This is a genomic window from Pigmentibacter sp. JX0631 (genome assembly GCF_029873255.1).
Lineage (GTDB): Bacteria > Bdellovibrionota_B > Oligoflexia > Silvanigrellales > Silvanigrellaceae > Silvanigrella.
On sequence record NZ_CP123622.1, the window covers coordinates 1,334,863 to 1,348,746 of the forward strand.

15 protein-coding genes are annotated in these 13,884 nt (G+C 30.7%); 6 read left to right on the forward strand and 9 right to left on the reverse strand.

The window, feature by feature from the left end; genetic code table 11:
- Positions 1-2 precede the first annotated feature (2 nt).
- Together QEJ31_RS05780 and QEJ31_RS05785 are read right to left on the reverse strand one after the other, a co-directional pair.
- On the reverse strand, positions 3-806 hold the full coding sequence (locus QEJ31_RS05780; protein WP_280592839.1) for a transporter substrate-binding domain-containing protein: 804 nt from the start codon (positions 804-806) through the stop codon (positions 3-5).
- 55 nt (positions 807-861) lie between these two features.
- A complete protein-coding gene (locus tag QEJ31_RS05785; RefSeq protein WP_280592840.1) occupies positions 862-2,190 on the reverse strand; it encodes a putative Na+/H+ antiporter in 1,329 nt (442 codons plus the stop codon).
- 80 nt (positions 2,191-2,270) lie between these two features.
- Between QEJ31_RS05785 and QEJ31_RS05790 the strand changes: the two genes are divergently transcribed.
- Positions 2,271-2,984 (forward strand): YjjG family noncanonical pyrimidine nucleotidase, encoded by a 714-nt coding sequence (locus tag QEJ31_RS05790; RefSeq protein ID WP_280592841.1) that lies wholly within the window; start codon positions 2,271-2,273, stop codon positions 2,982-2,984.
- On the opposite strand, the gene QEJ31_RS05795 is transcribed toward QEJ31_RS05790, so the two are convergent.
- The 3 genes from QEJ31_RS05795 to fabF form a co-directional block, all read right to left on the reverse strand.
- Complete coding sequence (locus QEJ31_RS05795; RefSeq protein ID WP_280592842.1) at positions 2,965-3,732, reverse strand: transporter substrate-binding domain-containing protein; 768 nt, start codon at positions 3,730-3,732, stop codon at positions 2,965-2,967. The genes QEJ31_RS05790 and QEJ31_RS05795 overlap by 20 nt on opposite strands.
- 30 nt (positions 3,733-3,762) lie before the next feature.
- Positions 3,763-4,530: a transporter substrate-binding domain-containing protein gene (locus QEJ31_RS05800; protein WP_280592843.1), complete on the reverse strand. Its 768-nt coding sequence runs from the start codon at positions 4,528-4,530 to the stop codon at positions 3,763-3,765.
- Positions 4,531-4,657: 127 nt separating this feature from the next.
- Positions 4,658-5,899 carry a beta-ketoacyl-ACP synthase II gene (fabF, locus tag QEJ31_RS05805; RefSeq protein WP_280592844.1) on the reverse strand — a complete coding sequence of 414 codons (1,242 nt, stop codon included), beginning with the start codon at positions 5,897-5,899 and terminating at the stop codon, positions 4,658-4,660.
- 331 nt (positions 5,900-6,230) lie between these two features.
- Here fabF and QEJ31_RS05810 point away from each other — a divergent pair, with 331 nt between their 5' ends.
- The 4 genes from QEJ31_RS05810 (at position 6,231) to QEJ31_RS05825 (ending at position 9,180) form a co-directional block, all read left to right on the forward strand.
- Positions 6,231-6,902 (forward strand): HAD family phosphatase, encoded by a 672-nt coding sequence (locus tag QEJ31_RS05810; RefSeq protein ID WP_280592845.1) that lies wholly within the window; start codon positions 6,231-6,233, stop codon positions 6,900-6,902.
- Positions 6,903-6,909: 7 nt separating this feature from the next.
- Positions 6,910-7,569, forward strand: coding sequence for a hypothetical protein (locus QEJ31_RS05815; RefSeq protein ID WP_280592846.1), 660 nt, complete (start codon positions 6,910-6,912; stop codon positions 7,567-7,569).
- Positions 7,570-7,718: 149 nt separating this feature from the next.
- The gene (locus tag QEJ31_RS05820) at positions 7,719-8,846 is read left to right on the forward strand and encodes a histidine decarboxylase (RefSeq protein WP_280592847.1); all 1,128 of its coding nucleotides are present in this window, start codon (positions 7,719-7,721) and stop codon (positions 8,844-8,846) included.
- 79 nt (positions 8,847-8,925) lie between these two features.
- Positions 8,926-9,180, forward strand: coding sequence for a hypothetical protein (locus QEJ31_RS05825; RefSeq protein WP_280592848.1), 255 nt, complete (start codon positions 8,926-8,928; stop codon positions 9,178-9,180).
- 187 nt (positions 9,181-9,367) lie between these two features.
- Here the strand turns inward: QEJ31_RS05825 and prmC are convergent, their stop codons facing one another.
- From prmC to rpmE, 3 genes are all read right to left on the reverse strand, one after another.
- The gene (prmC, locus tag QEJ31_RS05830) at positions 9,368-10,318 is read right to left on the reverse strand and encodes a peptide chain release factor N(5)-glutamine methyltransferase (RefSeq protein WP_280592849.1); all 951 of its coding nucleotides are present in this window, start codon (positions 10,316-10,318) and stop codon (positions 9,368-9,370) included.
- A 4-nt stretch (positions 10,319-10,322) separates the two neighbouring features.
- Positions 10,323-11,396: a peptide chain release factor 1 gene (gene prfA / locus QEJ31_RS05835; protein ID WP_280592850.1), complete on the reverse strand. Its 1,074-nt coding sequence runs from the start codon at positions 11,394-11,396 to the stop codon at positions 10,323-10,325.
- Positions 11,397-11,534: 138 nt separating this feature from the next.
- Positions 11,535-11,756, reverse strand: coding sequence for a 50S ribosomal protein L31 (gene rpmE, locus QEJ31_RS05840; RefSeq protein WP_158999405.1), 222 nt, complete (start codon positions 11,754-11,756; stop codon positions 11,535-11,537).
- 277 nt (positions 11,757-12,033) lie between these two features.
- Here rpmE and QEJ31_RS05845 point away from each other — a divergent pair, with 277 nt between their 5' ends.
- Positions 12,034-12,600, forward strand: a complete 567-nt coding sequence (locus QEJ31_RS05845) for a DUF2807 domain-containing protein (protein ID WP_280592851.1) — start codon at positions 12,034-12,036, stop codon at positions 12,598-12,600.
- A gap of 327 nt (positions 12,601-12,927) precedes the next feature.
- Here QEJ31_RS05845 and QEJ31_RS05850 read toward each other — a convergent pair whose 3' ends face one another.
- Complete coding sequence (locus QEJ31_RS05850; RefSeq protein WP_280592852.1) at positions 12,928-13,821, reverse strand: IS982 family transposase; 894 nt, start codon at positions 13,819-13,821, stop codon at positions 12,928-12,930.
- Positions 13,822-13,884 lie beyond the last annotated feature (63 nt).

Consider the following 13,884-nt stretch of genomic DNA (forward strand, 5'->3'; position numbering starts at 1 on the left):
AATTAATTTTTAACAGGCAATAAACTTTTTCCTATTTTAGCTCCAACATGCTTTGTAAAAATTTTTAGTAATGTTCCATCTTTTAAAATACTATCAATTACGGATTGAAATTTTTCTGCATCTTCTTTTCCAAATCTCTTTTTTGATAAAATGAGATCACCCGGAACCAATTCTGTGTTTTCTTGAAAATCTTTTACAATAAATTTATTACTTGATTTTAATTTTTGTAACCAATAAGGATAAACAACATTTAATGCTACAACCGCCTGTACTTCATTTTTTTCTAACAGAGAAAATAAATCGTCTACTCTAGGCACTTCTATAATTCTCTCTTGATTTTTAATATTTTCAAACATATTATCGAAATAGGCACCATGTTTAAAAGCTCTAACCCTAGCAAATTTAATTTCCGGATTATTTTGTAATTCTTCTAATTTTAAAATTTTATCATATTTATTATTCAAAATTAAAACTTGTTTTGCATTTAAATAGCGAACAAAATGTGCAAACTTTAATCTTTCTGGAGTAGGTATACCCGAAACTGACATATTTAATTCTCCCGTTTCTAACTCTTTCCAAATACGGGCTCTTGTTAATACATCAGTATGAAATGAACAATTTGTTCTTTTTTTAATTTCCTCAATTACATCATAATCTATACCATTATATATTTTATCTTCTTCATAAAAAAGAAACCCTATCGTATAAAAACCAAGCGAAATTGGTTTTTGACTATCACAAATATTTATTTTACCAAATGCCAAGGATTCATACATTAACAGCAAAATACAAATAATAATATTCATGAAGTAGCACCTATTTATGTTTTTACCAATACAAAATATATCTTAACTGTATTTATTATAAGAAATATAAACACAATATTGCAAATATTGTGTAGGGAAGAGAGCCTAAAAAAAGTTTTAGTGGGCTTATACCATCTTCTCCAAGGGTTTTATTCAAAATACCATACCCAATAGGGTTAGGAGCATTTGCAATAACTGTTAACCCCCCGCCTGCAACAGCACCCGCAACAAGAGAAAACTTCATTGCATCAGATAAATTAGGCACAAGTGTCCCTAAATAGGTTAAAGCAGCATTATCTGTTACTGCGGTTAAAGCAGTTGCGCCAATAAACATAGATACAGGTTCGAGCATATTTACAATTGGTACTAGCCACCATTGCTGCAAAGCCCCTAAAGTAACTAACCCTCCTAAAAAGAAGCCAACCAACAAACTCTCTCTAATTTTTAAAGGCTCTTGATATTCTTTTGTCACTTCATACCAACCAATATATAATAAGAATAGTGGAACCAAGAAAGAGATATATTTATGATAAATAATACATAGAACTAAGAAAAAGATATTCACTAATATAATCCAATAAGGAGATTTTTCTTTTTCTTCAAGCTGGGCTTGTTTTTTATCTAATTTTTTTATTTCATTTCGATAAATAAACGCTGTTACAATTGTACTAACTATTACAGCAACCATTGATTTCCAGCCAAAATTAGTAAACATGAAAGCTGCATCCCATTTCCAGGTACTAGCAACGATTAGAACTGGCGGTGCTGCAAAATGAGTTAAAGTACCGCCGATAGATATATTTACAAACAATAACCCAAGCATAGAATATTTAAATTTTAAATTATTCGATTTTGAAAAAAAGTGCTCATATAACAGCATGGCACAAACCGTCATTGCAACAGGTTCTGTGATAAAGGAACCAGATAATGAACCAAATATTAAAATACAACAAAAAAAGGCAATTTTTTGATTTATAAAAAATATTTTTCCAAAAAAGATAGATATGTAAGTTATGCCTCTGTCCGCTAAATTCATCACAGGTTTTGTTGCTGACATACACATAATTGTAAAAACAAAAACTGTTTCTTTAAAATCTAGTTGGTTTAAAAAACTGATTGTTGAGGACATTCCTAAGACAATGGAAAGAAATGCAATAAAGATAAAAGCCCAAAAACCAAAGACGACTTCTACTTCTCCTAAAAAATGGAGCAATTTTTCAGGCATAGAACCTTTTTTAAACTTATGTGATAACGCATTAATTTTACTTGTACAAAAAGTATGAATAACCGCCGATGCAAAAATGAGAGAGGCTGTATATGTTATCGTTTTATTTTGTAATAAGTCGTTCATAAATACTAAATTATCTGAACAATTTGTAGCCATTAGAAAACTTTCCTTGCTTCTTAACAAGAGCTTTGCAATATTCTAGCTTTCATTGTGTTATTGGTATGAAAGGCCTAAAAATGAAATACTCTTTAATATTTTTTGACGCTGATGATACTCTTTTTGACTTTAACAAGTCTCAGAAAATTGCTTTTAAAGAGGCAATTACTCATTTTAATATAAATTATCATCAAGATCTTTTATATTTTGAGTATCAAAAATTAAACAAAGAATTATGGACTTTATTGGAAAAAGGCGACATCAATGCCAATGACTTGAAAATTCTACGGTTTCAAAAATTATTTGAAACACATCAAATTCAACAAGATCCAAAAATCTTTGCAAATTTTTATATCGAAAAAATTTCCAAAAGTACACATACCATTCCTTATGCTGAACAGTTATGCCATATCATTCATGCAAATAATATCGAAATAGGAATTATCACGAATGGTTTTACAGATACCCAAAAACCTCGTCTGCAGGCCTCGAGTTTAAGCAAATATTTTAAATCGGTTACTATCTCTGAAGAAGTAGGGGCAAGAAAACCACAAGCTGAAATATTTAATTTAGCTTTAGCCAAGCATTCGCATATTCCAAAAGAAAAAGTTTTAATGGTTGGAGACAATTTAGAAGCTGATATACATGGCGCAAAAAACGCTGGACTTGACACTTGTTGGCTGCATAGAACCGGTCTTAAAACTAAACAGAATGCTAATACAAATTATATTATCACTGAGCTAAAGCAATTGCTAAAAATTTTGGAAATAAACCTTAATCATTCCAATTTTTAATTTGCTCAGTTAAATTAATTTTCTTTTCAAGCAATAAATATTTAATTAATTTATTCAACTTATCTCTATCTGCTATATCTAAACTTTTAGAAAATCCAAAATAAATCGTTGAGTATTCCCCTGGTATTTCAACTAGCTTTATTTTATCACTAATTTTATTTTTCCTTGCTAAATAAATAAAAACATGGGAACTATATCCATGAATTAAATCTACTCTTTTCCCCAAAAGTTTTAATATTAATAAATATATGGATTCAGTTGAAGCCGAAGTTTCAAACTTTAATTTATCTTTATTTTCTAACAAAAAGTTACTAATTGCAGCATCTTGTTTTATTCCAATTGTAAAATTTTCAAGTTGTTTTACAGATGTTATTTTATTTAATTTAAAATCACTCCTTGCAATTAAATAAGGCTTATCTTTCATAAAAGGAATATCACTATTAATAACATACTCATTTTCTAATTGCTTAGCAGACATGGCCATCATTTGAATATGACCTAGTTTTATTTCATGGCTCATTCTTGTATGATTATACTTTTCAAACACAAATTGATAGTCACTTATACTTTCGATAGTTCGAATAAAATCATACAGAGGACCAACTAATTGCTGCTGATCATTTTCATATATAAAAGTCGGGGCAACAAAATAACCAACTTTTATTATTTTTTTATCTTTTGCAGAAGCATTAAAAATTATTAATATTGATATTGCTAATAAAAAACTCATCAATTTTCTAAAAAACATTGTCATTCCTCAGTAATATAGAAATGAAAGTTAGTCATTCCAATTTTTAATTTGTTCAGTTAAATTAATTTTCTTTTCAAGCAATAAATATTTAATTAATTTATTCAACTTATCTCTATCTGCTATATCTAATTTTTTAGAAAATCCAAAATAAATTGTTGAGTATTCTCCTGGTATTTCAATTAGCTTTATTTTATCACTAATTTTATTTTTTCTTGCTAAATAACCAAAAATATGTGAGCTATATCCATGAATTAAATCAACTCTTTTTCCTAAAAGTTTTAACAGTAATAAATATACAGATTCAGTTGAAGCCGATGTTTCAAATTTTAATTTATCTTTATTTTTTAGCAAAAAATCGCTAATTGCTCCATCTTGTTTTATACCAATTGTTAAATTTTCAAGTTGTTTCACAGATGTTATTTTATTTAAGCTAAAATCACTTCTAGCAACTAAATAAGGTTTATCCTTCATAAATGGAATTTCACTATTAATAATATATTCATTTTCTAATTGTTTAGCTGACATGGCCATCATTTGAATATGCCCTAATTCTATTTCATGATACATTCTAGAATTCGTATATTTTTCAAACATAAATTGAAAATCACTAATACTTTCAATATTACGAAAAAATGCATAAAGAGGTCCAACTAATTGCTGATGATCATTTTCATAGATAAAAGTCGGGGCAACAAAATAACCAACTTTTATTATTTTTTTATCTTTTGCAGTTGCATAGGCATTTATTAAAAAGAAAATTGTCAGAAAAAAATTTATTAAATATTTAAAAGACATTGTTAATCCTCAAAAATAAAATGCATTATATTTGTTTTTCCCAACTCTTTTAATTTTAATTAAATTTTAAAATAAAAAAAGACCTATCAAAATATTGATAAGTCTTTTTTTACGAGAATCTAAAATTTTATGGAATAAATTTCTTGAAAACTAATGAAACATTCGTTCCACCAAATCCAAATGAATTAGACAAAACAGCATTTAATTGACGTTGGTCATATTTATTTGGGGTGTAGTTTAAATCGCAACGTTCGTCAGGATTTTCATAGTTTATAGTTGGAGGTATCATTCCTGTTTTTAACGCCATCACTGAAAAAACAGCTTCAATTCCACCAGCTGCACCTAAAAGATGCCCAGTCATACTTTTTGTTGAACTAACACTTAGTTTGTATGCATGCTCTTTAAATACTGTTTTAATAGCTTGCGTTTCACATAAATCATTTAATTCAGTAGAAGTTCCATGTGCATTTATATAATCAATGTCTTCTGGTTTTAACCCTGAAGTTTGCAAAGCCTGCTGCATAGCTCTAGCTCCACCTTCTCCTTCAGGAGCTGGGGAAGTAAAATGAAAAGCATCGCCAGATGCCCCAAAACCAGCAAATTCACAAATTATATTAGCACCCCTAGCCTTAGCGGATTCGTAGTCTTCAAGAATTAAAATTCCTGAACCTTCTCCCATTACAAAACCACTTCTTTCTTTATCAAAAGGCCTTGAAGCTTTTGCAGGCTCTTCTGAATGATCACTACACAAAGCTTTCATTTGCCCAAAACCAGCATAAGCTATTAGACTTAGAGCAGACTCAGCTCCTCCACAGATCATAGCTTTTGCTCTTCCGGTTTGAATATACATCAAAGCATCTGCAATTGAATGCGCACCGCTAGAGCAAGCCGTTGCCATACAAACATTAGGGCCTTTCGCACCTGTTTCAGAAGAGACTACTCCTGCTGCCATATTCCCTATAAAACCTGGAATAGTGAAAGGAGATACTCTTTTAATACCTTTTGTTCTTGCTATAAAAGATTGATCCTCTAAATATCCTAAAGCACCTATACCAACCCCTATAGAGACACCGATGTGATTTTGATTTTCAGGTGTAATTTCAAACTTAGCATTTTCGAGAGCCATTTTTGCTGCTGCAACTGCTAATTGAACAAATCTTTGATTTCTTTTAACTTCCTTTTCATTCATATACTTAGTTGGTTCAAAATTTTTAACCTGCCCAGCAATAGTCACACAGTTTTCTGGGGGTTCGAACATTGTCAATTTCCCAATTCCACTTTTGCCAGCTATAATATTATCCCAACATTCCTCTAAATTATTTCCAACAGGACAGACTATACCAAGGCCTGTAACAACAACTCGTTTCATTTAGTTCATCCTCTCCTCGTAAACAAAATTCAACAAAAAGTATTTAACCTGTAACAGAATCTATGTCTACATATGCTAAATTAAAAGGCATTGAAAATACTTTCGTATTGGCTATAAAAAAATAGCACAAATCTTCCCGTAAGTAATACACGTTTGTTATAGATAGCAACTATAAGTTTAGAAATTTATCTTTTTCTTTAATTCTCAAACTAGCCCAAAAAAAAGTTTCATGCTACCTATGCAATTTCACCGAGCAGTTAAAAAAGCTCTGCGTTGCTCAATTATTATGAGCCGATACCTTTGCTCATTTCATTATGTAAGGAGTGCGAAGTTGAATGTTCTAAGAAATACAATACTTAGCAAAAAAGCAATACTTTGGGATTTCGACGGATGCCTTTGTGATTCTGAAAAAGTACACTATTTAGCTTATGCTAAAGCATTTCAATTATGTAATCATCAACTTAGCGAATACGACTACTTTGAAACTTTCACTCATACAGGCGGAGGAGTTGCAAAAGAAATTGAATTGTATAGCTTAACTTGCGATCCGGAAGCCATACGAAAAGAAAAAGCAAAAATATATTGGGAACTTATTTTATCCAAAAAAGCGCAGTTTTATAGTGAAATTCCAAAAATCTTAAATATAACAGCCCAAAATAATGTAATTAATGCTATTGCTAGCAATAGTCCCGCAAAAGAAATTGAGCTTATCATATCTCAATATACCGCTACCCACTTACCTATTGATAAAATAATAGGTTTGGAAGCAGGCATGAAGAAAAAACCAGCTCCAGATCTATATTTAAAAGCTTTAAAAGATTTAAATTTATCACCGAGTGAAGTTATTGTATTTGAAGATTCAGAGAGGGGTTTAATTGCTGCAAAAGAAGCTGGCTGTGAAGCAATCTGGATAAAAACAGACTTAAATGAACGTTTTACTACAGATGCTCCTTATATTTCACGCATGACTCACCCTGAACTCTTAGAAATATTATCTCATTAATATGTGGATGGATAATTGGGTATTAAATTTACCAGCTACTTTATGGCCGAAAATTACTTTTCAGGATGGGCTTGAGCATCCTTTTTTGTTTCGTTTTTTTGAAACTAAAGCAAATATTGTTGTTCTTTCTAGTTCTAATAAAGCAAATATTGAAGTCATAACTCAAAACTGTGCGAAACATAACGTCCCTATTCTGCGACGCAAAGGTGGGGGTGGAACAGTTGTCTTAGGGGAAGGCTGTTTAATTTTAACTTTTGCTTTTTATGCCAAAGATGTATTTAATAATCATAACTACTTTAAAATGATTAATCAGCTCTGGATAAATGCTTTAAAAGATATAGGCTGTCCTGAATTATCCCAAAATGGAATAAGTGATATTTGTTACTTAGACAAAAAAATTGCCGGCACCAGCATATTCAGAAAAAAACATTTACTTGTTTACCAAGGTAGTTTACTAGTTCAACCAAACATGCACTTAATTTCTGAACTCCTTGCTCACCCTTCAAAAGAACCCGAGTATCGTCTTGGTAGAAGTCATGAAGAGTTTTTAACAACTCTAAATTTATTAGGTTGTAATTTTTCTACCGAAACTTTAGCTGTTCATTGTCAAGAATATTTTAACAAAAATATCAGTAAATATTTTCAAAACGAAGTTTTGATAAAATAATAAAATATTTTTAATTTCTGTATTTTTAAATAAAAAAATTTAATCCTAATTTACTTTTTATTACATAAAATTAATTAAATATCTAATTTGAATCTGTAATTTGCATCGGATACTATACTCAAAATTAAAAATTTACATTGAGGTATTGTATGGAAAACTTAGATTTTACAAATTACAGAAGTACTTTGGAAAAAAAATATGCAGAATTAAAAAAAAATAAAGATTTTATAACAGGATATCCTGGAAACCAAAATTTTGATTATTCAATATTAAGTAAATTTTTTGAATTTGCTTTAAATAATATTGGAGATCCTTTACTGCAATCTAATTTTACATTAAATACTCATGAATTTGAAAGAGATGTTATAACTTTTATTTCTAATTTATACAAAAAAGAAAATGATGTGTGGGGTTACATTACAAATGGAGGAACAGAAGGAAATTTAACTGGAATTCATATTGGTCGCTCGCATTATCCCGAAGGAATAATTTATTTTAGTGCGCATAGCCATTATAGTGTTGCAAAAGCAATAGAGTTAACAAGAAGCAAATCAAGTTGCATTTCTGTTCTCCCGAATGGTGAAATAAGTTATCTTGAATTAAAAGAAAAAATAATAGAAAATATAAATCAACCAGTCATTATTTTAGCAAATATAGGCACAACTATGACTGGTGCTATTGATGACATTCAAACAATAAAAGAAATTTTAAGTGACCTAAATATTAGCAATTATTATATCCATTGTGATGCTGCTTTTCATGGATTAATTTTACCATTTTGCAATTTACCAACACCTTTAAATTTAAATGATTTTCACAGTATTTCGGTAAGCGGGCATAAATTAATAGGATCTCCAATACCTTGTGGAGTATTTTTAACACACCAAAATGTTGTAGATAAAATTAAACATTATATTGAGTATATTAAAAGTGGTGACTGCACTATTTCAGGTTCAAGAAATGGAATTACTCCTTTAATTCTTTGGTGTGCAATTCATCAAAAAACCTATGATGAATTTAAAAATATAGCGCAAGAATGTATAGTTAAGGCTGAATATGCCCGAGATAAAATGTTACTTAATGGAATACAAGCTTGGACAAATCAATATTCACCAATAGTATTGTTTAAAAAGCCATCTAATGAAATGATAAAAAAATGGAGTATAGCTCCATATGAAAATATTTCGCACATCATCACAACACCTAATTTACCTTATGAAACAATTGATAAACTAATCGACGATCTTGTTTTAGATAAAGCAAAATCAGTTGACTAGTTTAAGTTAAATATATAAATATTAAAACACTCTAATTTGAATTATAATTTAGAGTGTTTTATTTTTATTTGGAGAAATAATGAAAAATATAAAGCATTATCTATTTTCTTCTTCATTCTTTTTTTTGTTACCTTTTAGTTCCTATGCGAATTGCAAATTACCTGACTCCCTTGCTAATAAAAGTATTATTTCAAAAGTTTCACAGCTTTTTACAAAAGAAAACCCACTAGCTGGTGAATTAATGAAACTTAGCTTTAATAAAGACGGAACTTATATAAACAACTATCTTACCAGCGAAAAAAATATTCTGGGAAATATACGTATAAAAAAGTAACAGAATCTGTAGCTTTTTATTCTGCAGAAGAAGAATTTGAGAACAAAATTACAAAGTATGAAGTTTGGTTACATTGTACTAATAATGTTTCAGGAAAATATGTTTATCGACAAGAAGATGGAGCAATATCTCCACAAGTACGCTCTAATGTCGGAGAGTATTTTTTTGATAGATAAATAAACTTCCTTTAATTATAATTTAATGAAACTAAAAACCTATTTTTATCTTCCAAGTCCCCTAAAGAAAAATACTGTTCTTTAGGTAAATTCCAAATTGAGTGATTATTTGGATAAATTTGAATTTTTTGCTCAAAAACTTTTTCTGGTTGTCCATGAGCTAATTCCATCGCAAATATATACTCTGCAGAATATAACAAATTATATTTACCAGTATAATTTGTTATATTCTTTCCTATTTTAAGCCCCATATCTTCACTAACTAAAGCTAATTTTGGTTCATAGTTTTTTACAGATATATCTAAATTTTCCCATTCGTCAAAAGTTACATATGGAGGATTACTTACAATAACTTCAGCTGCCCCATATTCATTTTTTAATTTTATAAAACTTTCTTCTAAATTTAAATCAAGTTGAAGAAAGATAGTATTTTGCACATTATTTTTTTCAGCATTGATTTTTGCTACATTTAAAGCATCTGCAGAAATATCTACTCCAATGACTTTTGCATTTGGATATTTTTTAGCTAAAGCAATAGCTAAGCAACCTGATCCTGTGCAAAAATCAAAAATAACTGTCGGAGAAATATTTTTTAATTTTAAATATTGCAAAACAATATCAAGCAAAGTTTCTGTTTCAGGGCGAGGAATTAACACCCTTTCATCAACAAATAGCTCTAATTCATGCCAGTATTTTTTCTGTAATAAATATGCAACGGGCTCTCCTTGTAACCTTTTCGTTACAAGATCTCGATAATTTTTTCGTTCAACTTCATTTAAAGGTTTATCTATCTGAATATAAAGCTGTACTTTAGGTAAATTTAAAACATGACTAAGTAACAATTGTGCATCTAAAAGTGGCGTTTCTATTCCGCTATTTGCAAACCGTTTTGTCGTCCAATTCAAAATTTCTCGAATCGTCCAAACAGTTTCTTTTTTATTTTGCTCAACGTTTTGCTTCATTAAATTATTTACCTTCAGCTTGTAACTTTAACGCTTCAGCTTGATAATACTGTCTCAACATCGAAAGCATATCTTGAATATCACCTTCCATAAAAGCATCTATAGAATGGATAGTATAATTTATTCTGTGATCTGTTACACGCGATTGAGGAAAATTATAGGTACGAATTCGTTCACTCCTATCTCCCCTTCCGACTTGTGATTTTCTTTCTTCAGAAAAAGCTTTTTCTTTCTCTATTTCAGCAGCTTCGAACAGTTTTGCCTGAAGAATTTTCATTGCTTTGGCACGGTTTTTTATCTGTGAACGTTCGTCTTGGCACGCAACAACAATTCCGCTTGGTATATGAGTAATACGCACTGCAGAATCAGTTCTGTTGACATGCTGACCACCGGCACCGCCTGCGCGATAAGTATCTATCCGTAAATCATTTTCATTAATGGATATTTCCACATCGTCAGCTTCAGGTAGCACAGCTACCGTAATTGTAGATGTATGCACTCGTCCTTGCGCCTCTGTTTGTGGGACTCGCTGAACCCTGTGCACGCCACTTTCGTATTTAAGTACACTGTATACGCCTTCCCCTTCTATTAAAGCGATGACTTCTTTAGTGCCACCTAATTCATTTTCATTCAGGGACATGACTTCCATTTTCCATTTTCTTCGTTCAGCATAGCGTGCGTAGGCTCTAAATAATTGCCCAGCAAAAAGACTTGCTTCATCGCCTCCCGCTCCAGCTCGAATTTCTAAGAAAATATTTTTTCCATCATTAGGATCTTTAGGTAACAAATGAATAGAGAGTTCTTTTTCTAATTCACTATAGCGTACTTTCAAAGTCTTTAGCTCTTCAAATGCCATATCACGCATTTCGCCAGTACTTTCAGCTATAAGTTCTTCAGTAGAGACGGTTTCCTCTTCTATTTTTTTAAATTCACGATACATTCGAACAGTTTCTTCAAGATCAGCACGCTCTTTACTTAATTTTCGAAACTCTGAATTATTAGAAATAACTTCAGGCCGAGCAAGAAGACTTTCTAACTCTAAAAATCTGCGTTCAATTTTAGCTAGCTGTTGTATCATAAGATTTTTCCAATTTTAAAAGGCAAATTATAGATTAAGATTCAAATTCAGTGAAAGGTTCAAATAACCTTTTTAACATGCAAAAAAGGGAGCATCCAGACGGATATGCCCCCTACTTTTGTTTTTAATTTTAAACAGTTACTTGTTTGTTTGATTTGCTTTAGCAGCAGCGTATTTACGGTTAAAACGTTCAATACGACCTGCAGTATCAAGAACCTTGTGGTTCCCTGTCCAAAATGGGTGGCATACACTACAAGTTTCTACTTTTAGTACATTTTTTGTACCACGAGTTTCAAATGTGTTACCGCAAGCGCAGTGTACTTCGCATGGGCCAAATTTAGGATGTATGTTTTCTCTCATAAAAACCTCAGAATTATTAATAGCTTACGCTTATTTCGTCTTGCGTCAAATACCTCTTGCCGCGAATGACGGCAACTGAAGATGGCAACTAGTAGCAAATGACAGGGTTTGAGTCAACGCCTAATTGCATAGTTTGGAAGAAATCTTTTCTAGACTATTGACATAACTCGTTTTTTTGTTACTTTACTAAGGCAGTCTGCATGTCGTTGATATTTTTAAACTCATCCTAAATTCTTTGGATTAAATCATTCACATAGAAATGTAAAAGGGTGTTCTCATGAATTCGCATTACCAAAACAGAGTATTGGGTTACTTCTCATCAATTGCTATCGCAAACGATTTCGATGTCGAGATTTTCGTCGGAAAGCCTCAAGGATTAGAAATTAGAAGCAAGGAGGGCCTATTCGCTAAAGTTCTCACGGAAGTGAACTCCTTTGGTAAACTGTATATAAGAATGGAGGAGGGCTTTATCCCAAACCATCGTCCACATATTATTATCCACACACATGTACTTAACTCCTTATATATACGCAACACTGTCAGCGCAAGCGTGTTAGATATTAAAGGGCAGCATTTTAGCTTTGAAGGAACTGATACCAGTCAATCCAATTTAATAGGGCATGTAGAAAATTTCAAAATAAACATGTTTGGCTCTGCCAAATTAAATGCCATAGAATTAGAAGCTAAAAATATTTCAGTTTCTTGTAATCATACTTCGCAAATTCGTTTATTTGCACATAATACAATTGCAGGATCTGCTTATGGTAGATCCTATCTCCACTATAAGGGCAATCCTGAATTAGCAATTTTTAATGCTGGGCAGTCTTTTATTTCAGCTTTATAAGCATCTTTTCTAATATATTGCTTTATTTTGTGTTGACATTTCATTCTAGGAATTATTTTATAACAAAATCAAAAAATAACCATGAAAAGTAATGAAAAAAAGAGCAGTTTAATAAATAAATATCAAGTTTAAAACTGTTTTAACATCATAAAATTTGATTTAAAAATATATCTATTTTAGCATACCAGCGAATGATATTCAGGAGTGCTGAATATCAAAATTAACAGCTACAAATTAATTACATCTGGGAGAAAAACTTTCCGCACTAAGTTTATTTAATTATCTAAAAAAAACTATAAATGCCAGTTAAGAGTTGAGAATATGTATTTAGAAAAAGAACATGTACTTAAAAAGGCATGCAGAAAATCTTCCGAAAACATGTACAAGCAAGCCCTTTGTTGAACGGACTTTAGATGCCGTTTGAATACCACTAGATTCAATTAGCCAGTTGAATAGGATTTCAATTGATTGTCTAATTGAACTAACAGATTTTGAATATACTTTTTCATCGTATGAGAGAGTTTTTTTACTTCTTGAAAGTTTAATTGGAGTATGCAAGTTAGAATTTTTTTTAGCCAATTTTTGTTTAGTAAATTGATCGCAGTACGCTCGATCAGCAAATAGTTCTGAGTGATTTAAATTTAAAAGATCATTCTTAACCGCTGTTAAATCATGTGTTGCAGCACGTGTTATTTTCATTGATACCGGGGAAGCAAGGCGTTTATTTTTAAATAAAGCAGTAAGATGAAGTTTCAATCCAAAATAAAAAAGATTTTTGGAAGAGCAGAAACCAATTGAAGAAATTTCTTTTGCTGTATTACATTTGTGAGCTCTAAAACCCTTTGCCAAGATAATTGGTAAAGAGTCAATTAGAACGAAAGGTTTAGAAGTATTTGAATTTAATTTGAACTTTTTATTCTGTAAAAGGAATTTAGAAAGTTCAGGAAAAAGATGATTCAGATTGTTAAGTCTAAATAAAAATCCTTCATAAGAAGGTAAATTTGGAAACCATTCACTAAGGAAATTTTTTGTAAATTTAAAAATTGATTTTATATTTTTAAGTTCATTCAAAATTCCAAAGATGTAAATTGTGATGGTTTCTTCATCAGTAAACGAAGGATTTGAATTAGGACTTATTTTTAAAAAAATGTAGGGAGAAAGTTGAGAAAAAAATTTGCAGGAAGTAAGGTAAACGGTAATGAGTTGGTTCTGCCAATCCATTGGTAGCTCCTTTGTTACTTTGTTTTAAGCAACAATTAACTAACAAATTGGAGCTATTTCTTC